This window comes from Kitasatospora sp. NPDC051702, from assembly GCF_040681575.1.
In the GTDB taxonomy this organism is placed as follows: Bacteria; Actinomycetota; Actinomycetes; order Streptomycetales; family Streptomycetaceae; genus Kitasatospora.
This window is the reverse complement of record NZ_JBFAZB010000006.1, coordinates 188,975-210,334: the sequence shown is the minus strand read 5'-3', so window position 1 is coordinate 210,334 and position 21,360 is coordinate 188,975. Positions and strand designations below refer to the sequence as shown.

Here is a 21,360-nt window from a genome sequence, read left to right as displayed (position 1 = left end):
GGGCCGACGGCGGCGCGGGCGGCCGCCGGGTGCGCCGGGCCGCGCCCCCGGGGCGGGGCCGGATCGGCCCGCCGCCCCAAGCCTCCGTACAGACGGGCCCGCTATCCTGCGCCCGTGGACTACAACCAGCTGGCCGTCAATCTGCTCGACGCCAAATCCCTGATCTCGTCCCTCGGCGCCATCGGGCTGATCGCGATCATCTTCGCGGAGACCGGCCTGCTGGTCGGCTTCTTCTTCCCGGGCGACTCGCTGCTGATCATCGCGGGCGTCGCCGCCTCGAACGCCGCCTCCTCGGTGCTCGGCGACGGCGCCAAGCTGCCGATCGCCGCCCTGCTCGTCGGCGCGCCGCTGGCCGCGATCGCCGGCGCCCAGCTCGGGCACCTGATCGGGGTCAAGGTCGGGCCGAAGATGTTCGACAAGCCCGAGTCGAAGATCTTCCGGCGCGAGTACGTGATGAAGGCGGAGGAGTACTTCAACAAGTTCGGGCCCGGCAAGGCGGTCGTGCTGGCCCGCTTCATGCCGATCGTCCGCACCTTCCTCAACCCGGTCGCCGGCACGCTGGAGATGCCCGCCCGGACGTTCTTCCTGTGGAACGTCATCGGCGGTGTGCTGTGGACCGAGTCCATGCTGCTGATCGGCTACTTCTTCGGTGACGCGCTCGCCCCGGTGATCGACAAGTACCTGATCCCGGCGGTGCTGCTGATCGTCCTGCTGTCGGTCTCGCCGATCCTGATCGAGGTCCTGCGGGAGCGCCGGAAGAAGAAGGCGGGCGGCGCGGAGAGCGCCGAGGCCGAGAGCGTGCAGGCCGGCGGCGGCCGGCACCGACGGGGCTGAGCGGCCCGGAGGGCGAACGGAAGGGGCCGGGTCCCGTCTCACGTTTCACGTGAAACAGGACCCGGCCCCGCTGCGTGTCCGGTCCCGCCCGTCCGGCCCCGTCGTCGTCCGGCCGGGCCGTCGGCCTCAGAGGCCGAGGTCCTCCAGGTCGTACGCGGTCACGTACGGCAGGCCCTGCGCCTCGACGGCGGCCGCGCCGCCGCGCTCCACGATCACCGCGACGCCGACCACCTCGGCGCCCGCCTCGCGCAGCGCCTCGACGGCGGTCAGCACCGAGCCGCCGGTGGTGGAGGTGTCCTCGACCGCCAGCACCCGGCGGCCCTTGACCTCGGGGCCCTCGATCCGGCGCTGCAGGCCGTGCGCCTTGCCCGCCTTGCGGACCACGAAGGCGTCCAGCTCGCGCCCGCGGGCGGCGGCGGCGTGCAGCATCGCGGCGGCCACCGGGTCGGCGCCCAGGGTCAGGCCGCCGACGGCGTCGTACTCCAGGTGCGAGGTCGCGTCCAGCATCACCCGACCGACCAGCGGGGCGGCCTGGCCGTCCAGCGTGATCCGGCGCAGGTCGACGTAGTAGTCGGCCTCCTTGCCGGAGGAGAGGGTGACCTTGCCGTGCACGACGGCCTTGTCCTTGATCTGTGCCAGCAGGGCGTCGCGGTCGTTGCTCATGAGCGTTCAGTCTAGGCCCTGGCCGCCCGCCCGGCGCCCGGACCCTAGCGGCGGCGCAGCGCCCTGACCAGCACCACGGCGCCGCCCAGCAGGGCCACCGAGCCGCCGATCACCCACGGCACCGCGCTGCGGCCACCGGTGCCCGGGACCACGATCCCGCCCGCCTCGCCGCCCCAGCGGGACGCCGCCCGGGCCCGGGCGCTGCGGGCCGGCAGCGCCGGGGCGTACCGGCCGCGCGGCGGGGCGTGGTCGACCTCCTCGGCCGACCGGCCGACGATGCTGCGGCGGACCGGTCCGCCGGCCGGCTCGTCGTCGTACTCGAAGAGCGGCTCGGCGGGGAGCTCCTCGGCCACGCCGTCCTCGTGCGCGTCCTCGTCGGCGCCGCCGGTGGGCAGGCCGAAGCGCTCGGCGTCGGCGTCGGAGAAGGCGATCAGGTCGGAGAGGTCGTCGTCGAGGTCGTCCCCGGGCTGGTCCTGGTGCTCCTCGATGAACACCACGCTGGCCCCGGTGCCCTCGTCGTCCGCGCCCTCGTCGTCCGCGGGCCGGTCGTCCCCGTCGTCGTCCGCGTCGTCCGCGTCGGCCGGGCCGGCCGGGCCGGTCCCGGCGCCCGCGGCGTCCTCGGTGTCGGGCTCGTCGCCGTCGGTCTCCGTCTCCGGTGCGGCGTCCGGGGACACCAGCGCGGTGGCGAAGCGCTCCAGCAGCCGGCGGCCGGCGGCGTCGAGGGCCTCCGAGTCGAACTCGGTGAGCCGGCCGGTGGCGCTGAGGTCGCCGGTGAAGCGGACCACGGCGGTGCCGTCCTCGGGGCCGTCCGCGACGCTCACCCGGACGGTGGCGGTCGCCTCGCCGCTGCCGCGGGCCTCCTGGCCCTCGGCGAACACGGTCAGCACGCCCTCGCGGCCCTCGATCAGGGAGAGCACGCCCTTGTAGGTGATGGTGGAGCCGCCGATCCGCAGCTTCAGCCGGCCACCGATCTCCTCGGCCGGACCGCTGCCGACCGCGGCCGGTTCGGTGCTGAGCCCCGGCACGCTACGGGCCAGCAGAGCCGGATCCTGCAGGGCCTGCCGCACCAGCTCGGCGGGCATCGGGACGACAACCTCATGCTCCATGCCACGGAGCCTACCGACCGAACCCCGCCCGGTCCCCACCCAGCACGGCCCGAGTTCCCCCGGGCCCCACCGCCCACCCCGGCCCCGGGACCCGGCCCGGGTTCCGGCCCCGCCCCGGCCGCCGGGCAACCGGACGGTGGCACACCCCCGGCCGCCGGCTCAGTGCGGCCCGAGCAGGGTGAGGGCGGCCGGGGGGCGGGCCGGGCGGAGCGGGGTGAGGCCGGTGGCGGAGGTGCGGAGGGCGTCGGCGGTGAGTGCCCGGGGCGGCGGGGCGTCCGGGGCGAGCGCCAGCGGGGGCTGTGCGGCGGCCGCCAGCAGGAAGAGCTGGGCGGCGTCCGGCGGGTCGGGCCGGCAGCCGGCGGTGGCGCTGCCCGGGAGGCCGTACGGGACGGTCTGCAGCCCGGCCGCCCGCAGGCCGGACTCGGTCCGCCAGAGCCCGTCCCGGTCTCCGCCGGCCCGGACGGCGAGGCGGCCGCCGGGGGAGAGCAGCCGGGTGGCGAGACCGTAGAACTCCTGGGAGTGGAACGTGACCGGTCCGCCGTCGGAGGGGGCGGGCAGGTCGGCGAGGACCACGTCGTACGGTCCGTCCTGGGCGGCCGCGTCGCCGCGCAGCCAGACCAGCGGGTCGGCGGCGGTGGCGCGCACCCGGGGGTCGTCCAGCGAGTGGCCGGTGAGGGCGGCGAGTCCGGGGTCGGTGCGGGCGAGCCGGGGGAGGGCCGGGTCCGTGTCGACCAGCCGGACGGCGCGCACGCCGCGGTGCCGCAGCACCTCCCGCAGGGCGAGGCCGTCGCCGCCGCCGAGGAGCAGGACGCGGGCGTCCGGCCCGGCGCCCATGGCGGGGTGCACGAGGGCCTCGCTGCCGCGGTACTCGTCCGGCCCGCAGACGGCGAGGCGCCCGTCGAGGTACAGCCGGAGGGGGCCCTCGGCGGGGCCGGTGAGCACGATCTCCTGGGTCCGGCTCCGGCCGGCGTAGCGGATCTGGTCCCCGTAGAGGGCGTGCCGGGCGGCGCGTTCGACGGCGTCGGTGCCGGCGGCGGCCGAGGCGAGGAGGGCGAGGACGAGGGCGCAGCCGCCCCAGAGCAGGCGCCGTGTCCGGGGGGTGGGTTCCTCGCGGAAGAGCCAGAGCACCACGGCGGCGCCGGCGACGGCGTTGACGGCGCCGGTGACGAGGGCGCCGGTGCCGGGGCCGAGGCCGGGGAGGATCAGGAACGGGAAGGCGAGGCCCCCGATGAGGGCCCCCACGTAGTCGGCGGCGAAGAGGTCGGCGGCGGTGCGCCCGGCGTCCTCGCGCCGGATCCGTTGGACGAGGGTCATCAGCAGGGGGATCTCGGCGCCGATCAGGATGCCGATGAGGCAGGTGAGGCCGACCACGGCGGCCTGGCAGCGGCCGATCCAGGCCCAGCAGGAGTAGAGGGCGAGGACGGAGAGCCCGCCGGTGAGCGCGAGTGCGCATTCGACGAGGGCGAAGGCGGTGGCGGGCCGGCGGGTGAGGCGCTTGGCGAGGAGCGAGCCGAGCCCCATCGCGAAGACCATGACGGACAGCACGACGGAGGTCTGGGTGACGGCGTCCCCGAGCAGGGAGTCGCCGAGTGCGACGAGTTCGAGCTCGTAGACGAGTCCGCAGGCCGCGCAGACGAACGCGGCCAGCAGGACGGCCAGGCGGGCGAGCCGGGGGCGGGAGCGCAGCCGGCACCGACGGCGGGCGGGCAGCGGGGCGAGGCTGCGCCCGGTCCGGGGCGGGTCGCCGTCGTCGTCGAGGTCCACTCGCGGGTGGGCGGGCGGACCGGCCGGATGGTTGATCACGAACAAACGCTAGGGGACGTTCGGGACGGACGGCTGCGCCCATTCGACGGACAGTGCGAGAGCTCGGATTGACGAATCGTTCCTGCGTGCGATTCATCGGTCGCGGTCCCGCTGGCGCCCCGGGGCGGCCGGTCGGCGGTCATGCCCCGGACACCACCAGCGAGGAGCGGGTGCAGACCAGCTGCCCCTCCTGCGGGTAGGCGTGCCAGGTGCGCCAGAGCAGCCGGTCCGTGCCGCCCTGGGTGACCAGGGCGGTGAAGGCGCTCGGGTCGCCGGGGAAGATCCCGGCCAGGCCCCGCGGGTGCCCCTCGACCAGCGCCAGCAGCTCCTGGGCGCGGGCCGCGAAGTCGTGCGGGGGCAGCGCCTCGATCCGGGCCGCGAACTCGTACTCCCAGCCGCCGACCTGCTTGGCGACCCGGGCCGGCAGCGGCGTCCGGCGGCCCGGCAGGCAGGCGACGGTCTCCAGGCACTCGCCCGGGCCCGCCGCGATCACCACCTGGTGCGACGCGCCCAGCAGCCGCAGCTGGAGGGTGCCGGACGTCCCGGGGCGCCCGCCCCCGGTGAGTCTCAGGTCGCGGACCGCGAGAGCGGGCAGCGGTTCGCCGCCCAGGCACCAGGCCAGGTCACCGGCGCGGGTGTCCGTGTAGGAGGTCTGCAGTGTGGTGAGCATGCTCGGCTCCGCGTTTCAGCTCCGTGCGCGCCCGCCGAGCAGCATCGAGTAGGCCTAGGCGATGGCGAGGCTGTTCGTGGCTGTGCGGCCCTGGGCGCGGCCGACCGTGGAAGGAAGGATTCCGGCTGGAGATTCAGCAGCAGAGAAGCATGAATACGCCGGGTCCGTCGGTGATTTACCCAACTTTGTCAAGCATTCACCGTTTCGGGCACACCTGCTTCCCGGCTCTGATCGACCCGGTGTGCGACTCTGCACCGCGCGCGCCCCTCTCACCGGGTCACGCGCCGTGCGCGCTGGTCGTGCGCCGTTCGTGCGCCTCACGCGCCGCCGCCCCGCACGCGCCGGGGGTGCGGGGCGTGCGGGGCGGCGGCGGGGTGTGCCGGAGAGGCCTCCCGGTGTGCCTCACGGGCATCGTCCGGATCCCGACCGGGCTTCCGGAGCCGTGGAGTTGACGGTTTCTCAGTCGCGTCGCGGGGCCATCATTGTTCCCCCGGCGTCGGCTGACCCGGCGGTCGGGGCGTCGGAACCGGGGTGCCGGAGCCGGGGCGTCAGAACCGGGATGTCAGCGCCACGGTGTCAGAGCCGCTGCAGGCGGGCGACCGCCTCCTCCAGCACTGCGTCCTGCTTGCAGAAGGTGAACCGGACCAGGCTGCGGCCGGCCTCGGCGTCGTCGTAGAAGACGGCGTTCGGGATCGCGACCACGCCGCAGCGCTCCGGCAGGGCCCGGCAGAACTCGACGCCGTCCTTCACCCCGAGCGGGGTGATGTCGGTGGTGACGAAGTACGTGCCCTGGGGGTTGAACGCCCGGAAGCCCGCCGAGGTGAGCCCGCCGACCAGCAGGTCGCGCTTGCGCAGCAGGTCGGCCCGGAAGCCCTCGAAGTACGCGTCGGGCAGCTGCAGCGCCTCGGCGACGGCGTACTGGAAGGGCCCGGCGCTGACGTAGGTCAGGTACTGCTTGGCGGTGCGCACGGCCGCGACCAGGGCCGGTGCGGCGGTGACCCAGCCGACCTTCCAGCCGGTGAACGAGAAGGTCTTGCCGGCCGAGGAGATGGCGACGGTGCGCTCGCGCATGCCGGGCAGCGCGGCGACCGGGTGGTGGGTGGCGCCGAAGACCAGGTGCTCGTAGACCTCGTCGGTGACGACCAGCAGGTCGTGCTCGACGGCGAGGGCGGCGATCGCGGCCGTCTCCTCGGCGGTCAGCACGGTGCCGGTGGGGTTGTGCGGGGTGTTCACCAGCAGCAGCCGGGTGCGCGGGGTGATCAGGCCGCGCAGCTCGTCCAGGTCGGGCCGGAAGTCGGGGGCCCGCAGGGTGAGCGGGACGCGCACGGCGCCGGCCATCGCGATGCAGGCGGCGTACGAGTCGTAGAAGGGCTCGAAGGCGATGACCTCGTCCCCGGGTTCGAGCAGGGCGAGCAGGGTGGCGGCGATGGCCTCGGTGGCGCCGGCGGTGACCAGCACCTCGGTGTCCGGGTCGTAGCACAGGCCGTGGAAGCGCTGCTGGTGCCCGGCGATCGCCTCGCGCAGCTCGGGGACGCCGGGGCCCGGCGGGTACTGGTTGCCGCGGCCGTCGCGCAGCGCCCGGACGGCCGCCTCGCGGACCTCCTCGGGCCCGTCGGTGTCGGGGAAGCCCTGGCCGAGGTTGATCGAGCCGGTGGCCGTGGCCAGGGCCGACATCTCGGCGAAGATCGTCGTGCCCATGCCGTCCAGCCTGCGGTTCAGCAGCGGCCTGTCACCCATCGATGGCTCCTCACGCGCGTCGTCGTCGGGCCCCATCCTGGGGTCGGCCGGGGGCCGGGGACAAGGACGGCCCGGCCACCTGGTCCCAGGTGGTCGGGCCGCTGCTCTCCGGGCGGGGTGAGGTCAGGCCTCGTCGGTGCCCTCGGGGGCCTCGCCCTCGCCGTCCTCGCCCTCGATCTCGTTCTGCAGGCCGAGGCGCTCGACGATCCACTGCTCGAAGCCGACGGACGCCTGGGTCCAGTTGGCGGTGGTGGTGACGAAGTAGTCCAGGTTGACGCCGGTGCCGACGATCATCTGGGCCTCACCGATCAGACGGACGACGCCGTCCTCGTGGGTGTGGGTGTAGACCTTCGGCCAGAGGGTCTCGCGGTTCCACTCGTCGATCAGGTCGAGGATCTCGTGCTTCTTCTCCAGCGGGTACGCGCGGTCGTAGAAGGCGCGCACCGCGAAGAGCTCCTTCTGCTCGCCGCGGAACATGTAGTAGACGCGGAAGCCCTCCCAGGGGGCGGTGAGGTCGCCCTCCTCGTCCACGACGTGCTTGAGCTGCATCTGGTCCAGCAGCTGGGCCACCAGCCCCTGGTCCGGGACGACGATCGGCGGGGGACCGGCCGGTCCGCCCTGGCCACCGGGCTGGCCGCCCTGCGGTACGCCGAAGGACGGGATGGACGACGGGTCGATGCTCATGGGGGTCCTCTTCCTCAGTGCACGTGGTGGCCGGCAATGAGAGGCCGCCCTTTCCACCTCCATCCTGCCTCATTCGGGGCCCTCCTCACAGGGGCACCCGGACACGCGTCGATCTTCGACGGAGGCCTTCCGACGGGGGGCTGAGCAGGCGGTGGTGACGGTGGGTGTCCGGCCGTACGGGGGTGCGGACGCGGAGCGCAGCGGCCGTCCGGCGGCCCCGGAGAGGGGAACTCGCGGCGGCGCGGGCGGTGCGCCCGGGCCGCCCGCCCGACGGCGGGGCGGCCCGGGCACGCTGCGCTACTTCTCCAGCGGTCCGCGGCTGCGGACGGTGAGGCGGTCGCCCTCCTCGTCCCGCTCGACGAGGACGGTGTCCCCGTCGTGCACCCGGCCGGAGAGGATCGCCCGGGCCAGCTGGTCGCCGATCGCCGACTGGACCAGACGGCGCAGCGGGCGGGCGCCGTACGCCGGGTCGTACCCGGTCAGGGCCAGCCAGTCGCGCGCCGCCTCGGAGACCACCAGGCTGAGCCGCCGCTCGCGCAGCCGCTCGCCCAGCCGGGCCACCTGGATGTCGACGATCCGGCTGAGCTCGGCGGTGCCCAGCGGGTCGAAGACCACGATGTCGTCCAGCCGGTTGAGGAACTCGGGCTTGAACGCCGCCCGGACGGACTCCAGCACCAGCGCCTTCTTGCGCTCCTCCGGGATGGCCGGGTCCACCAGGAACTGCGACCCGAGATTCGAGGTGAGGATCAGGATGGCGTTGCGGAAGTCCACCGTCCGGCCCTGGCCGTCGGTGAGCCGGCCGTCGTCCAGCACCTGCAGCAGGACGTCGAAGACCTCGGGGTGGGCCTTCTCCACCTCGTCCAGCAGCACCACGCTGTACGGGCGGCGGCGCACCGCCTCGGTGAGCTGGCCGCCCTCCTCGTAGCCGACGTAGCCGGGCGGGGCGCCGACCAGACGGGAGACCGAGTGCTTCTCGCCGTACTCGCTCATGTCGATCCGGACCATCGCCCGCTCGTCGTCGAAGAGGAAGTCGGCCAGGGCCTTGGCGAGTTCGGTCTTGCCGACGCCCGTCGGGCCGAGGAAGAGGAACGATCCGGTCGGGCGGTCCGGGTCGGCGATGCCGGAGCGGGTGCGGCGCACCGCGTCCGAGACGGCCTGCACGGCCTCCGCCTGGCCGATCAGGCGCCTGCCCAACTCCTCCTCCATGCGCAGGAGTTTGGCGCTCTCACCCTCGAGCAGGCGGCCGGCCGGGATGCCCGTCCAGGAGGACACCACGTCGGCCACGTCGTCCGGGCCGACCTCCTCCTTCACCATCGGGGCGGAGGCGGACCCGGACTCCGTGTCCGCGGTGGCGGCCCGCTCCTGGGCCTCGGCGAGCTCCCGCTCGGCGGCCGGGATCTCCGCGTACATCAGCTTCGACGCGCGCTCGAAGTCGCCGTCGCGCTGAGCCCGTTCGAGCGCGCCGTGCAGGTCGTCCAGCCGCTCCTTGAGCTCGCCGACCCGGTTGAGGCTGCGCTTCTCCTGCTCCCAGCGCGCCGTCAGGGCGCTCAACTGCTCGTTGCGGTCGGCGAGGTCGCGCCGCAGCCGGGCCAGCCGGTCGATCGAGGCCGGGTCCGACTCCTTCTCCAGGGCCAGCTCCTCCATGCGCAACCGGTCCACGGAGCGCTGGAGTTCGTCGATCTCGACCGGGGAGGAGTCGATCTCCATCCGCAGCCGGGAGGCCGCCTCGTCGACCAGGTCGATCGCCTTGTCCGGCAGGAAGCGGGAGGTGATGTAGCGGTTGGACAGGGTGGCCGCGGCGACCAGCGCCGCGTCCGCGATCTGCACCTTGTGGTGCGCCTCGTAGCGGCCCTTGAGTCCGCGCAGGATGGCGATCGAGTCCTCGACGCTGGGCTCGCCGACCAGCACCTGCTGGAAGCGGCGCTCCAGGGCCGGGTCCTTCTCGATCCGTTCGCGGTACTCGTCCAGCGTCGTGGCGCCGACCATCCGCAGCTCGCCGCGGGCCAGCATCGGCTTGAGCATGTTGCCGGCGTCCATCGCGGAGTCGCCGCCCGCGCCCGCGCCGACCATGGTGTGCAGCTCGTCGATGAAGGTGACGACCTGGCCGTCGCTCTGCTTGATGTCGTTCAGGACGGCCTTCAGCCGCTCCTCGAACTCGCCGCGGTACTTGGCGCCGGCGACCATCGCGCTGAGGTCCAGTGCGACCAGCCGCTTGCCGCGCAGCGACTCCGGCACGTCCCCGGCGACGATGCGCTGGGCCAGGCCCTCGACCACCGCGGTCTTGCCGACGCCGGGCTCGCCGATCAGCACCGGGTTGTTCTTCGTCCGGCGGGAGAGCACCTGGACGACCCGGCGGATCTCCTGGTCCCGGCCGATCACCGGGTCGAGCTTGCCGTCCCGCGCGGCCTGGGTGAGGTCGGTGCCGTACTTCTCCAGCGCCTTGTAGGTGCCCTCCGGGTCCGGCGAGGTGACCCGGCCGCTGCCGCGCACGTCCTTGAACGCGGCGAGCAGCGCCTTCGGCGTCGCGCCCTGCTGCACCAGCAGCTCGGCGACCGGCCCGCCCTCGGCGGCCAGGCCGACCATCAGGTGCTCGGTGGAGACGTACTGGTCGTCCAGGTCGTCGGCGCGCGCTCCGGCCTCGGTGAGCACCGCCAGGGTGTCCCGGGCGAGCTGCGGCGCGGCGACGGTCGAGCCCATCGCGCTGGGCAGCGCGGCCAGCTGGCGGCGCGCCTCGGCGTCGATCCGGGCGGCGTCCGCGCCGACCGCCTCCAGCAGCGGCCGTGCGATGCCCTCGGGCTGCTCCAGCAGGGCGGTCAGGATGTGCACCGGCTTGACGTCCGGGTTCCCGGCCGCGCCCGCCTGCCGGATCGCGGCGGACAGGGCGTCCTGCGTCTTGGTGGTGAACTTGCTGGCGTCCACTGCTGGGGGGTCCTCCCGTGTCGTCCTTCAGGTCTGCTGACTACAGCATGCACTAAGTTGAGTCTATTCCGCTCAACTTTCCGGGGTCTCGGTGACCGGGGTCCCGGCACCCGGGGCCCGCGCAGTCCGGCTCCCCGCCGCCCGCCCGCCGGCGGCCCCCCGCCCGGCGCCCGCCGGCCCCCGGGCCGCCGGCGCCGCCCGGCGGGTCAGCACCAGCAGCTCCCGGGCCGGCCCACCCGGACGCTGTCCGGCGGGCCACACCGCGCGCAGCGGCCGCCGCAGGTCCAGCCCGTCCTCCAGCGGCACCTCCACCAGCCGCCGGCTCGCCAGCTCCTCCGTCACGGCCAGCTCGCTCAGGCAGACCGGCCCGGCGCCGGTCATCGCCGCCGCCTTCAGCGCGGTGGACGAGGCCAGCTCCAGCCGGGGCCGGGTCGCGCCCCCGAACGGCGCCAGCGCCATCTCCAGCACCTCCCGGGTGCCCGAGCCGGGCTCGCGCAGCACCAGCGGAGTGGCCGCCAGCTCGGCTCCGGTCAGCGGCGTGCGGCGGCGCGCCCACGGGTGCCCGGGCGCCACCACGACCACCAGCCGGTCGGCCGCCACCACCGCGCCGGCCAGCCCGGGCGGCGGGGACGGGCCCTCCACGAAGCCCAGGTCGGCGTCCCCGGCCAGGACGTGCCCGGCGACCTCGGCCGAGTTCGCCGTCCGCAGCGTCACCGCCGTCCCGGGGCTGGCCTCGGAGAGCGCCAGCAGCCAGCCCGGCATCAGGTACTCGGCGACGGTCAGACTGGCCACCACCGTGAGCTTGGCGTCCCGGCGCTCGCGCAGGGCGTCGATCCCGGCGTCCAGCGCCTTCGCCGCCTCCACCACGTGCCGGGCCCACTCGACGACCAGCCGGCCCGCCCCGGTGGGCCGGCTGCCGCGCGGCGAGCGTTCCAGCAGCGGGACGCCGATCTGCCGCTCCATGCCCTTGATCCGGGCGCTCGCGGTCGGCTGGCTGACGCCCAGCTCGGCGGCCGCCTGTCCGACGCTGCCCAGCCGGTCCACCGCGAGCAGCAGTTCCAGGGCGCCGAGTTCGGGGACGCGGGGGGAGAGGGCCATAGGTTCAGGCTATGCCCTCATAGGATCCGCGGCGCTACCGGCGGCCGGGCCCGGCGGGCACGGTGGAACCATGTCCACCCTGGCCGATGTCCGCCCGTTCCCCCGCTCCCCACGGCTCTCCCGCCCCGGCCGCCCGGCCGGTGCCGGCCGGCTCCCCCGGTTCGACCTCGCCCAGCTCGGCCCGAACTGGTACGCCGTGGTGATGGGCACCGCGATCCTGGGCAACGGCGCGGCCGTCCTCCCCGTCCGGCTGCCCGGACTGGTCGGGTTCGGTGAGGTGATGTGGGCGCTCGGACTCGCCGTCCTGCTGGTGCTGCTCGCGGCCCGGCTGGTCCACCTGACCCGGCACCGCGAGGCCGCCCGCACCCAGCTGCTGGACACCCCCGCCACCGCCGTCTTCTACGGCTGCCCGCCGATGGCCCTGCTCTCGGTCGGCCTCGGCACCCTGCTGCTCGGTTCCCGGGTGATCGGCACCGGCCCGGCGGTCGCCCTCGACGCCGTGCTGTGGGGCGCCGGCACCCTGTACGCGCTGGCCGTCGCCGCCGGCATCCCGTACCTGATGATCACCCGGCACCCGGTCTCCGCGCTGGAGGCCAATCCGACCTGGCTGCTGCCGGTGGTCGCCCCGCTGGTCGCCTCCGCCACCGGCCCGGCGCTCGTCCCGCACCTGCCGGCCGGCGGCCCCCAGCAGACCATGCTGTACGCCTGCTGGGCCCTGTTCGGGGTCGGTCTGCTGGCCACCCTGGTGCTGCTGCCGGTGGTGTTCACCGGGCTGTTCCACAGCAAGCTGCCGGCCCTGGCGCTCACCCCCTCGCTGTTCCTGGTGCTCGGCCCGCTCGGCCAGTCCGTCACCGCCGTCCACCAACTCGCCGACGCCGCACGCCCGGTGCTGCCCTCGCTGGCCCCCGCCATGCTCCCCTTCGCCGAGCTGTACGGCGTCGCGGTGATCGGCGTCGCGATGCTCTGGCTGCTCGTCGCGCTGACCGCCAACCTGCGCGCCCGCCGGGCCGGCATGCCCTTCGCGATGACCTGGTGGGCCTTCACCTTCCCGGTCGGCACCTGCGTCACCGGCGCCTCCGCCCTCGCCCGGCACACCGGGTTCGGCGGCTTCACCGCCCTGGCCACCGGCCTCTTCGTGCTGCTGGCCGGCGCCTGGGTGCTGGCCGCCGCCGGTACGGCCGCCGGGCTCGCCCGCGGACGGCTGCTGGCGCGCTGACCGCCAACCTGCGCGCCCGCCGGGCCGGTCGTGCACCCGCCGGCGCTGCAGGAACCCGCAGACCGGACCGCCCCGCAGGGGCCGGCCGGGCCTACCGGCGGGCGGCCGCCGCGCACCCCCGCCGGCCTCGCCCTCCACCGGAACCCGACCCACCGCCCGGGCCCGCCGGGCCTCGGCAGCCGTGCAGGTAGCTGCAATTGCGCGAACCTGCACTCGGGCGGCACTTGTCCACCGGCCGTCACACTGTGAGGGTGGAGCCACGCCAGGTCGTCCGGGCACCGCAGCCCGTCGGTGGCGACCGGCTCTTCGGAACTGCCCCGGGTGCAACGTCCCGCACCCGTGGAACGGGGGAAGAGCACCGGCCGGGGCCATGTGTGGTGATGGCACCCCGGACCGGATCCGTCGAGGCGTTGCTGCTCCGCCTCGACGGAGGCGTCCAGGCACTGGCGTGCCGACGGCGGCCCCCGGGCGCCACGGAGTGCGACGGCACCCGGCCCGGGGCCCGCCGTCCGACCGGCTCCGTGACCGCCGGCCCGGTGATCCCGCCGCGGCGGCGCCCGGTACCGTGATCACGCCCGGCGCACCGGCGGCGAGAACCGCGCCGCCCGCAGCGGGGGGCGGCCACCAGGGAGAAGCGTCCGGCAGGGAGTGTGCGACGTGACGGCGGAACCGGCGGTCGCGCCGCACCACGGACAGCCCGCGGGCGAGGAGCCCGACGAGGCCGCCCGGCAGCTGTACCTGGCGGTCCTCGCCGAGGGCGGCCGGATCCCCTACTCCGGGATCCGGGAGGCCGACCGGGAGCCGCTCCGACAGCTCATCGCCATCGGCCTGCTGCTGGCCAACCCGATGGACCACTGCTACACCGCCGTCAGCCCGCGTTCCGTCAGCGACCGCCTCGGCGCCGAACTCCGCAGCGAGGCCACCCGGCTGCTGGTGCGCGCCGAGAGCCTCCCGGGCTCCCTCGACGGCCTGACCCGCGCCTACGACGCGATGCCCCGCCCCTCCGGCCCGGCCGGCGGCGCCGTCCACGTCGAGGGCCACGTCCACATCCGGCAGCGGATCTCCCAACTGGTCTCCGACTGCCGGTCCGAGGTGCTCACCGCCCAGCCCGGCCACCGGCCCGCCGAGACCCTGCAGATCGCCCTGCGCCAGGACGTCCAGCTCCTGCAGCGCGGCTGCTCCCTGCGCACCGTCTACCAGCCCGTCGCCCTCGCCGACCGGCCCGCCCGCGCCTACGCCGAGGAGGTCACCCGGCACGGCTCCCGGATCCGGGTCCTGGACGAACCGTTCCAGCGGCTGATCGTCTTCGACCGCACCGTCGCGGTGATCTCCGCCAGCGACGACCACAGCACCGCGGCCTTCATCACCGACCCGGCCGCCATCACCTTCCTGGTCGGCGCCTTCGAACGGGACTGGGCCCGGGCGGACCCGGCCGGGTTCGCCGCCGGCGGCGGGCCCGCGCGCAGCGTCCCGGACCGCGTCGGCCGGCTCCTCGCCCGGGGGCTCACCCAGCGCGCCGTCGCCACCCGCCTGGGCCTGAGCGAGCGCACCGTCGCCGCCCACATCTCCCGCCTGCGCGACCGCCACGGCGCCCAGACCCTCTTCCAGCTGGGCTGGCTGATGCGGGGCGCCCGCGACGACCGGTGAGCCCTCCCCGGCCGGGCGCGGCCGCGCGGGGGGCTCACACGGCGGGCGACCGGGGCCAGGGGGTGACCGGTCGTCGGGACGAGCCCGGCCGGGCCCGGTGGGGCTCAGCCGGTGGCCGCGCCGGTGGGCCAGTAGCCGGTGACGGGGGGCTGCTGCCGGGGGACGTTGAACTGCTCGCCGGGGGCGGTCCAGAAGCCCTCGCGCAGGGACAGCGCCATGCCGGCCCAGTCCAGGGCGGTCTCCACGGTGTGGTTGAGCGCCTCCTGCGACCAGGTGTCGTCGAAGACCAGCGGCAGGACGGGGGCGACCTGCTCGATGGTGGCGATCAGCGGGTTGTGGGTGATCGCCTCGTCGACGAGGAGGACGATCGGCTTCCGCAGCGCCGAGGCCCATCCGAGTTCCAGGCTCACTCCGGCCGACAGCGGCGCGCCGACGTAGGCGAACACCAGGTCCGCGGACTGCAGCGCGCGGAAGTCGGACGGCACCCGGGGCTCGGGGGCCCGGCCGGCGACGGTCCAGGCGTCGCTGTGGTGCGCGCTGTAGACGGCGGCACCGCTGCGCAGCAGCGTGGTGCGCAGGGTCGTCAGCCGCGTCCGGCTGGCGAGCGTCACCACGCTGTCCGCGGGCCCGGTCAGCCGCATCAGCGGCGCGGCCAGGAACACTCGTGCACGCCGGCCTTCGGTGGCCTGGCTGTCGTGCTGACGCAGGTAGGGCTCGGTCATGTCGACTCCGGGGGAAGGCGTTGGCACTCGGCTGCTCGCCGCCGACGCTTGGTGTGGAGATTGGGACAGGGGGAAATCGTGCGGGTTTATCACTATTTCGATGCCTGTCATACGCGGCGTTCGGGAGGGAGGATCCCGGTGCTGCGGCGTGAGGACGCCAGTTGATCGTCCATCGGGCACGGGGTGCCAGTCCACTGATGCACGGTGTCATCCCTCTGCATGGCAGAGAGATGACACCCTCTTCGGGCTGGGCGCGACCGTGACAGCCAGATACGGCATGTGGCACGATCTGAGCGTTTGATTGTCTGTCGCCTGTTCATTCGACTGACAGGCCACTGAAGAGGATTGGGGTGTGCGCGTGTCTCGTCTGCGTAGGGCTGCCAAGGCGGCCGTGATGGCGATATCTGCGGGCGTCCTTACCGTGCTTGGCTTCGGACTGCTTGCCACCGGCCATGATGCCGATGGATCTGCCCATGTCAATCGCGCGGGGTTCGGGGTCGATGTTAGTACGACTTCGAATCAGGCAATGGGCACGGCTTTGGACGGCGAACACCAGTGGACATGACAGAATGAGGCTGACGAATCGTTATGCGCTGCCGGAAGCGGCGGGGAGGCATGGCGATTCGTCGGTCTCTTGTGACGAACGGGCCAGCGCCCAACCGAGTTGGAACAGCGATTCGACGTTGTAGTCCTCCCGCATCTCGGCCAGATGGCGGGCGAGGGTCCGTTCGCTGATGCCGAGCCGGCGGGCGATGACCCGGTGGTTGGTGCCCTCGAGCAGCAGGTCGATGATGGTCTGGCGCATCCGTGACACCACCTGTTGCGGCACGGTGCGTCCGCCGGTGAAGTCGAGACCGCGGTTCCAGTTGCGTTCGAACACCTCGTGCACGAGGAAGTGGATGACGGCGGGGTCGTGGATGAAGGCGGCCAGGTTGAGGTCCTCGGCGACCGGGATGGCGGCCAGCTGCCGGTCCACGATGATCAGCCTGGTGTACGGCTCGTCGAGGGTGCGGAACCGGCCGCCGGCCTCGGTGATCTTCGCGACGTAGTCCCGGGTGGGCGCGTGGTACCGCGTGCTCGGGTGGTAGATCGTGCGGACGGCGATCCCGCGCTTGAGATCGGCCAGGTCGTCGTCGAGCACCCGGGACAGGACGTCCGGCGGGCGCGGACCTCCCGGCTGGGCCGCGAGGATCTCCTCTTTCGCCGTGGTCACGGCGTGGTTGATCCGCTGGCTGATCAGCGCCTTGCCGCGGACGTACTCAATTGTTCCGCCGGAGGACTCCGGGCGGTGAAACGCGTCCGCGAGGCTCTGGAGGTCGCTCGGGACGGCTATCGCGCGCGACAGCAGTGCCAGTGCCTGACGCTGCCAGACCGCGCTCAGACCGGTGGCGAGCTGTTGCGGGTCGACCGCGACCAGAATCTGCGGATCATCCAGGTCGGGAGTCAGGAGACCGATGTCCAACAGCTCGCTGAGGTGGCTGTAGTCGTGCTCCGCGATTTCATTGCGGGCCGTCCGACCGCGCGTCCGGATAATCGCGAGGTAGAGATCATGTGCTCCTGCGGACAGGGTGCCCGTCGCACTGACCCCCGGAATGGCGTCGTTCCTCCCGTTCATTCACGGCTCCTTCTCGACGACCGAACCTGCCCTATGGCTGCACCCGAGCCCCATCGGTGATCCTAGATCCCGGAGTGGGATCTGGAAGTGGGCATTGTTCCACCATTGCGGAGTAGCGCTTCGATTGGCACCCTCTCACCACGACCAAACCGCCGGCACCCCCCAGGCGGAGGGAACCGGCGGCTGTCGGTGTTTCGGGCCCGGTCAGCGCTTGGGGCGCCAGACCACCAGGGCGCTGGAGTGCGGGGTGGGGGGCTGGTACGGGACGAGGTCGCGCCGGTAGGAGGCGTGCACGGCGGCCTCGCGCTGCTGGAGCGCGGTCGCGGCGCCCTCGAGGGAGTCGACCAGTTCGCTGATCCGCGACTGCAGGGCGGTGACCTGGTTCTCCAGCTCGATGATCCGCTTGATGCCGGCCAGGTTGATGCCCTCGTCCTGGGAGAGCCGCTGGACCTCGCGCAGCTGCTGGATGTCGCGGGCCGAGTAGCGGCGGCCGCGGCCCGCGGTGCGGTCGGGGCAGACCAGGCCGAGGCGGTCGTACTGGCGGAGGGTCTGCGGGTGCAGGCCGGAGAGCTCGGCGGCGACGGAGATGACGTACACCGGGGTGTCCTCGGTGAGCACGTACTGCGGCGGGGCCGCGGCGCGCCGGGGGCGGCGGTTGTCGCCGGGGAGGCCCTCGCCGATGCCGGGGCCGATCGGGCTGTCGGGGATCATCGGGGACATCTGGTCGTCACGCTCCCTTCGCCGCCCGGAACAGGGCGGCTCGCGGGTCGTCGGAGGCGGTGGCCTCGCGGTACTGCTCCAGGGCGTTCAGCGCGTCGCCGGTGACGTGCTGCGGCACCACGACCTCGACGGTGACGAGGAGGTCGCCGCGGGTGCCGTCCTTGCGGGTGGCGCCCTTGCCGCGGGCGCGCATGGTGAGGCCGTTGGCGCTGCCCGGGGGCAGCTTGAGCTTCACGGCGGGGCCGTTGAGGGTGGGCACCTCGATGGTGCCGCCGAGGGCGGCCTCGGGGAAGGTCACGGGGACGGTGACGGTGAGGTTGTCCCCCTTGCGGCCGAAGACCGCGTGCGGGTCGACGTGCACGGTGACGTAGAGGTCGCCGGGCTGGCCGCCGCGCTCGCCCTGCGCGCCCTTGCCCTTGAGCCGGATCCGCTGGGCGTCCTGGACGCCGGCGGGGATGCGGACCTGCATGGTGTGGGCCGAGCTGGCCCGTCCGCTGCCGTGGCAGTCGTTGCACGGGTCGTCGACGATCATGCCGCGGCCGCGGCAGTCCTTGCACGGCTCGGAGAGCGCGAACGCGCCCTGGCCGCGGCTGACGGTGCCGGCGCCGACGCAGGTCGGGCAGACCCGCGGGGTGGTGCCGGTCCGGGCGCCGGTGCCGTTGCAGGAGCGGCAGGGGGCCTGGCTGGTCATCCGGAGGGGGACGGTCGCGCCGTCGACGGCCTCCTCGAAGGCCAGGGTGACCTCGGTCTCGACGTCGGCGCCGCGCCGCGGCTGGGCCTGCCGGCCGCCGCGGTTGAACAGGCCGCCGAAGACGTCGCCGAGCCCGCCGGTGTTGGCGCTCTGGCTGCCGCTGAAGAGGTCGCCGAAGTCGAAGCTGTAGTTGCCGGCGCCCGCGCCGGGGCCGCCGGCCCGGAAGCCGCCGTTGGCGAAGAGGCTGCGCGCCTCGTCGTACTCCTTGCGGCGCTTCTCGTCGGAGAGGACGTCGTAGGCCTCGGAGATGTCCTTGAAGCGGTCCTCGGCCTTGCTGTCGCCCTTGTTGGCGTCCGGGTGGAACTCGCGGGCGAGCTTGCGGTAGGTCTTCTTGATCTCGGCGGCGGTGGCGTCCTTGGGCACGCCGAGGACCTTGTAGTAGTCCTTCTCCACGTAGTCCTTGCCGCTCATGCGTCCACCTCGCTCCGCCCGGCAGCCGCTGCGCGCCACGCGCACCTCTGAACGGTCCGCCCGCTGCGCTCGCTCACGGCTCCCGCCACCTCCCGATGTCCATCGTCGCTGTGCTGTCGACGGGCCGTCCGCCGGCCGCCGTCGACAGCGCGCTGCGGAGCCGGCCGCCGTCATGGCCGGCGTACGACTCCGCAGCGCACTGGTTGTCAGCTGTCACAGGTTGTCAGCTGTCAGCTGTCCGAGCCACCGTCGGACGCGTCCTCGTCACCGGACTTGGCGTCGCCGTCCGGACCGGCCGTCGTCTGGGTGCCCGGCTGGGGCTCCGCGACGGCGACCATGGCGGGGCGGATGATCCGCTCGCCGATCCGGTAGCCGGGCTGGAGGATCTGCACGCAGGTGTCCTCGGTGACGTCCGAGGAGTAGCTGTGCATCAGGGCCTCGTGCATGGTCGGGTCGAAGGGCTCGCCCTCCTTGCCGAACTGCTGCAGGCCCAGCTTGGCGACGACCGTCTCCAGGGACTCGGCGACGGACTTGAAGCCGCCGGTGACCTCGCCGTGCTCGCGGGCGCGGCCGATGTCGTCCAGGACCGGGATCAGGGACTCCAGGATGTTGGAGACCGCGATCTCGCGGACCGTCAGCCGGTCGCGCTCGACCCGCTTGCGGTAGTTCTGGTACTCGGCCTGCAGGCGCTGCAGGTCGGCGGTGCGCTCGCCGGCCTCGCGCTTCGCGGCGGCCAGGTCGTCGGCACCGTCGGCGTCGGAGGAACCGCCCGCGGCGGCCTCCTCGGCCGCCTTGATCACGGCCTCCTCGGCGGCGGAGTCGTCGCCGGGCTTGCCGCCCTGCGGCTTGTCCGTCATGCCGACGCACCGCCCTTGGGCTTCTCGTCGTCCACGATCTCGGCGTCGACGACGTCGTCCTCGGCCTTGGCCTGGGCGGAGTCGCCGGCCGGGGCCGCACCGGCGGCGTCGGCGTTGGCGTACAGCGCCTGGCCGAGCTTCTGCGCGGTGGTGGACACCTTCTCGGAGGCCTCGCGGATCTTCGCGATGTCCTCGCCCTTCAGGGCCTCCTTGAGCTCGCCGACGGCGGTCTCGACCTCGGTCTTGACGTCGGCCGGGAGCTTGTCGGCGTTGTCGGCGATGAACTTCTCGGTCGAGTAGACGAGCTGCTCGGCGGAGTTGCGGGTCTCGACGGACTCGCGGCGCTTGTGGTCCTCCTCCGCGTACTGCTCGGCCTCGCGCATCATGCGCTCGATGTCGTCCTTCGGCAGCGCGGAGCCGCCGGTGACGGTCATCTTCTGCTCCTTGCCGGTGCCGAGGTCCTTGGCACCGACGTGCATGATGCCGTTGGCGTCGATGTCGAAGGTGACCTCGATCTGCGGCAGGCCGCGCGGCGCCGGCGGGAGGCCGGTCAGCTCGAACATGCCGAGCTTCTTGTTGTACGCGGCGATCTCGCGCTCGCCCTGGTAGACCTGGATCTGCACGGACGGCTGGTTGTCCTCGGCCGTGGTGAAGATCTCGGAGCGCTTGGTCGGGATCGTGGTGTTGCGCTCGATCAGCTTGGTCATGATGCCGCCCTTGGTCTCGATGCCGAGGGACAGCGGGGTGACGTCGAGCAGCAGGACGTCCTTGACCTCGCCCTTGAGGACACCGGCCTGGAGCGAGGCGCCGATGGCGACGACCTCGTCCGGGTTGACGCCCTTGTTGGCCTCCTTGCCGCCGGTCAGCTCGCGGACGAGCTCGGCGACGGCGGGCATGCGGGTCGAGCCGCCGACCAGGACCACGTGGTCGATCTCGGAGAGCGCGATGCCGGCGTCCTTGATCACGTTGTGGAACGGGATCTTGCAGCGCTCCAGCAGGTCGGAGCTGAGCTGCTGGAACTGGGCGCGGGTGAGCTTCTCGTCCAGGTGCAGCGGGCCCTCGGCCGAGGCCGTGATGTAGGGCAGGTTGATCGAGGTCTCGGAGGACGAGGACAGCTCGATCTTGGCCTTCTCGGCGGCCTCGCGCAGACGCTGCAGGGCCATCTTGTCCTTGGACAGGTCGACGCCGTGGCCGGCCTGGAAGACCTTGACCAGGTGGTCGACGACCTTCTGGTCCCAGTCGTCGCCGCCGAGGTGGTTGTCACCGTTGGTGGCCTTCACCTCGACGACCCCGTCGCCGATCTCCAGCAGGGAGACGTCGAAGGTGCCGCCGCCGAGGTCGAAGACCAGGATGGTCTGGTCGTCCTTGTCGAGGCCGTAGGCCAGGGCGGCCGCGGTCGGCTCGTTGACGATGCGCAGGACGTTGAGGCCCGCGATCTCACCGGCCTCCTTGGTGGCCTGGCGCTCGGAGTCCGAGAAGTACGCCGGGACGGTGATGACGGCGTCGGTGACGGTCTCGCCCAGGTAGGCCTCCGCGTCCCGCTTCAGCTTCTGCAGGATGAAGGCGCTGATCTGCTGGGGGTTGAAGTCCTTGCCGTCCAGGTTGATCTTCCACCCGGTGCCCATGTGGCGCTTGACCGAGCGGATGGTGCGGTCCACGTTGGTGACCGCCTGGCGCTTGGCCACCTCGCCGACCAGGACCTCGCCGTTCTTCGCGAAGGCCACGACGGACGGAGTGGTCCGCGCGCCCTCGGCGTTCGTGATGACGGTGGGCTCGCCACCCTCCAGAACGCTGACGACCGAGTTCGTCGTACCGAGGTCGATGCCGACCGCGCGTGCCATCGTAGATACCTCCACGGAAGAGTTGAGCTTTACGGGCTCAAGGATGCATGACCCGACGGGTCGCGT

Annotated in this window: 17 protein-coding genes; 3 read left to right on the top strand and 14 right to left on the bottom strand. The window is 73.4% G+C overall.

Annotation, left to right across the window (positions count from 1 at the left end):
* Window positions 1-114: 114 nt before the first annotated feature.
* Window positions 115-834, top strand: coding sequence for a VTT domain-containing protein (locus AB0N04_RS08490; RefSeq protein ID WP_360205856.1), 720 nt, complete (start codon window positions 115-117; stop codon window positions 832-834).
* A 126-nt stretch (window positions 835-960) separates the two neighbouring features.
* On the opposite strand, the gene pyrE is transcribed toward AB0N04_RS08490, so the two are convergent.
* From pyrE to AB0N04_RS08450, 8 genes are all read right to left on the bottom strand, one after another.
* Window positions 961-1,497, bottom strand: a complete 537-nt coding sequence (gene pyrE / locus AB0N04_RS08485; protein ID WP_360205853.1) for an orotate phosphoribosyltransferase — start codon at window positions 1,495-1,497, stop codon at window positions 961-963.
* A 44-nt stretch (window positions 1,498-1,541) separates the two neighbouring features.
* Entirely contained in the window at window positions 1,542-2,603 is a 1,062-nt protein-coding gene (locus AB0N04_RS08480) for an SRPBCC family protein (protein ID WP_360205850.1), read from the bottom strand.
* Window positions 2,604-2,762: 159 nt separating this feature from the next.
* The gene (locus AB0N04_RS08475; RefSeq protein WP_360205847.1) at window positions 2,763-4,406 is read right to left on the bottom strand and encodes a spermidine synthase; all 1,644 of its coding nucleotides are present in this window, start codon (window positions 4,404-4,406) and stop codon (window positions 2,763-2,765) included.
* Window positions 4,407-4,545: 139 nt separating this feature from the next.
* Window positions 4,546-5,076 carry a DUF2617 family protein gene (locus tag AB0N04_RS08470; protein WP_360205844.1) on the bottom strand — a complete coding sequence of 177 codons (531 nt, stop codon included), beginning with the start codon at window positions 5,074-5,076 and terminating at the stop codon, window positions 4,546-4,548.
* 576 nt (window positions 5,077-5,652) lie between these two features.
* Window positions 5,653-6,813: a pyridoxal phosphate-dependent aminotransferase gene (locus tag AB0N04_RS08465; RefSeq protein WP_360205841.1), complete on the bottom strand. Its 1,161-nt coding sequence runs from the start codon at window positions 6,811-6,813 to the stop codon at window positions 5,653-5,655.
* Window positions 6,814-6,936: 123 nt separating this feature from the next.
* Window positions 6,937-7,497 carry a YbjN domain-containing protein gene (locus tag AB0N04_RS08460; protein ID WP_360205839.1) on the bottom strand — a complete coding sequence of 187 codons (561 nt, stop codon included), beginning with the start codon at window positions 7,495-7,497 and terminating at the stop codon, window positions 6,937-6,939.
* Window positions 7,498-7,794: 297 nt separating this feature from the next.
* Window positions 7,795-10,416 (bottom strand): ATP-dependent chaperone ClpB, encoded by a 2,622-nt coding sequence (gene clpB / locus AB0N04_RS08455; protein ID WP_360205836.1) that lies wholly within the window; start codon window positions 10,414-10,416, stop codon window positions 7,795-7,797.
* Between the two features lie 72 nt (window positions 10,417-10,488).
* A complete protein-coding gene (locus tag AB0N04_RS08450; protein WP_360205833.1) occupies window positions 10,489-11,514 on the bottom strand; it encodes a LysR family transcriptional regulator in 1,026 nt (341 codons plus the stop codon).
* A 70-nt stretch (window positions 11,515-11,584) separates the two neighbouring features.
* Here AB0N04_RS08450 and AB0N04_RS08445 point away from each other — a divergent pair, with 70 nt between their 5' ends.
* Window positions 11,585-12,730, top strand: coding sequence for a TDT family transporter (locus tag AB0N04_RS08445; RefSeq protein WP_360205830.1), 1,146 nt, complete (start codon window positions 11,585-11,587; stop codon window positions 12,728-12,730).
* A gap of 657 nt (window positions 12,731-13,387) precedes the next feature.
* The gene (locus tag AB0N04_RS08440; RefSeq protein ID WP_360205827.1) at window positions 13,388-14,377 is read left to right on the top strand and encodes a LuxR C-terminal-related transcriptional regulator; all 990 of its coding nucleotides are present in this window, start codon (window positions 13,388-13,390) and stop codon (window positions 14,375-14,377) included.
* Between the two features lie 104 nt (window positions 14,378-14,481).
* Here AB0N04_RS08440 and AB0N04_RS08435 read toward each other — a convergent pair whose 3' ends face one another.
* The 6 genes from AB0N04_RS08435 to dnaK all read right to left on the bottom strand — a co-directional run bounded on the left by AB0N04_RS08435 (window position 14,482) and on the right by dnaK (window position 21,294).
* Window positions 14,482-15,099 (bottom strand): hypothetical protein, encoded by a 618-nt coding sequence (locus tag AB0N04_RS08435; protein WP_360205824.1) that lies wholly within the window; start codon window positions 15,097-15,099, stop codon window positions 14,482-14,484.
* A gap of 586 nt (window positions 15,100-15,685) precedes the next feature.
* Window positions 15,686-16,714, bottom strand: coding sequence for a helix-turn-helix domain-containing protein (locus tag AB0N04_RS08430; RefSeq protein ID WP_360205821.1), 1,029 nt, complete (start codon window positions 16,712-16,714; stop codon window positions 15,686-15,688).
* 204 nt (window positions 16,715-16,918) lie between these two features.
* On the bottom strand, window positions 16,919-17,434 hold the full coding sequence (locus AB0N04_RS08425) for a helix-turn-helix domain-containing protein (protein WP_360205818.1): 516 nt from the start codon (window positions 17,432-17,434) through the stop codon (window positions 16,919-16,921).
* A 7-nt stretch (window positions 17,435-17,441) separates the two neighbouring features.
* On the bottom strand, window positions 17,442-18,596 hold the full coding sequence (gene dnaJ, locus AB0N04_RS08420; protein ID WP_360205815.1) for a molecular chaperone DnaJ: 1,155 nt from the start codon (window positions 18,594-18,596) through the stop codon (window positions 17,442-17,444).
* A 230-nt stretch (window positions 18,597-18,826) separates the two neighbouring features.
* On the bottom strand, window positions 18,827-19,453 hold the full coding sequence (gene grpE, locus AB0N04_RS08415; protein WP_360205812.1) for a nucleotide exchange factor GrpE: 627 nt from the start codon (window positions 19,451-19,453) through the stop codon (window positions 18,827-18,829).
* Entirely contained in the window at window positions 19,450-21,294 is a 1,845-nt protein-coding gene (gene dnaK, locus AB0N04_RS08410) for a molecular chaperone DnaK (protein ID WP_360205809.1), read from the bottom strand. Before dnaK ends, grpE begins: the two co-directional genes overlap by 4 nt.
* Between the last annotated feature and the right edge of the window lie 66 nt (window positions 21,295-21,360).

What these genes read in the sequence shown, in the direction of transcription:
- pyrE (WP_360205853.1), bottom strand. Translation starts at nt 1,497, where the DNA reads ATGAGCAACGACCGCGACGCCCTGCTGGCACAGATCAAGGACAAGGCC.
- AB0N04_RS08480 (WP_360205850.1), bottom strand. Translation starts at nt 2,603, where the DNA reads ATGGAGCATGAGGTTGTCGTCCCGATGCCCGCCGAGCTGGTGCGGCAG.
- AB0N04_RS08470 (WP_360205844.1), bottom strand. Translation starts at nt 5,076, where the DNA reads ATGCTCACCACACTGCAGACCTCCTACACGGACACCCGCGCCGGTGAC.
- AB0N04_RS08465 (WP_360205841.1), bottom strand. Translation starts at nt 6,813, where the DNA reads ATGGGTGACAGGCCGCTGCTGAACCGCAGGCTGGACGGCATGGGCACG.
- AB0N04_RS08460 (WP_360205839.1), bottom strand. Translation starts at nt 7,497, where the DNA reads ATGAGCATCGACCCGTCGTCCATCCCGTCCTTCGGCGTACCGCAGGGC.
- AB0N04_RS08450 (WP_360205833.1), bottom strand. Translation starts at nt 11,514, where the DNA reads ATGGCCCTCTCCCCCCGCGTCCCCGAACTCGGCGCCCTGGAACTGCTG.
- AB0N04_RS08445 (WP_360205830.1), top strand. Translation starts at nt 11,585, where the DNA reads ATGTCCACCCTGGCCGATGTCCGCCCGTTCCCCCGCTCCCCACGGCTC.
- AB0N04_RS08435 (WP_360205824.1), bottom strand. Translation starts at nt 15,099, where the DNA reads ATGACCGAGCCCTACCTGCGTCAGCACGACAGCCAGGCCACCGAAGGC.
- AB0N04_RS08430 (WP_360205821.1), bottom strand. Translation starts at nt 16,714, where the DNA reads ATGAACGGGAGGAACGACGCCATTCCGGGGGTCAGTGCGACGGGCACC.
- AB0N04_RS08425 (WP_360205818.1), bottom strand. Translation starts at nt 17,434, where the DNA reads ATGTCCCCGATGATCCCCGACAGCCCGATCGGCCCCGGCATCGGCGAG.
- dnaJ (WP_360205815.1), bottom strand. Translation starts at nt 18,596, where the DNA reads ATGAGCGGCAAGGACTACGTGGAGAAGGACTACTACAAGGTCCTCGGC.
- grpE (WP_360205812.1), bottom strand. Translation starts at nt 19,453, where the DNA reads ATGACGGACAAGCCGCAGGGCGGCAAGCCCGGCGACGACTCCGCCGCC.
- dnaK (WP_360205809.1), bottom strand. Translation starts at nt 21,294, where the DNA reads ATGGCACGCGCGGTCGGCATCGACCTCGGTACGACGAACTCGGTCGTC.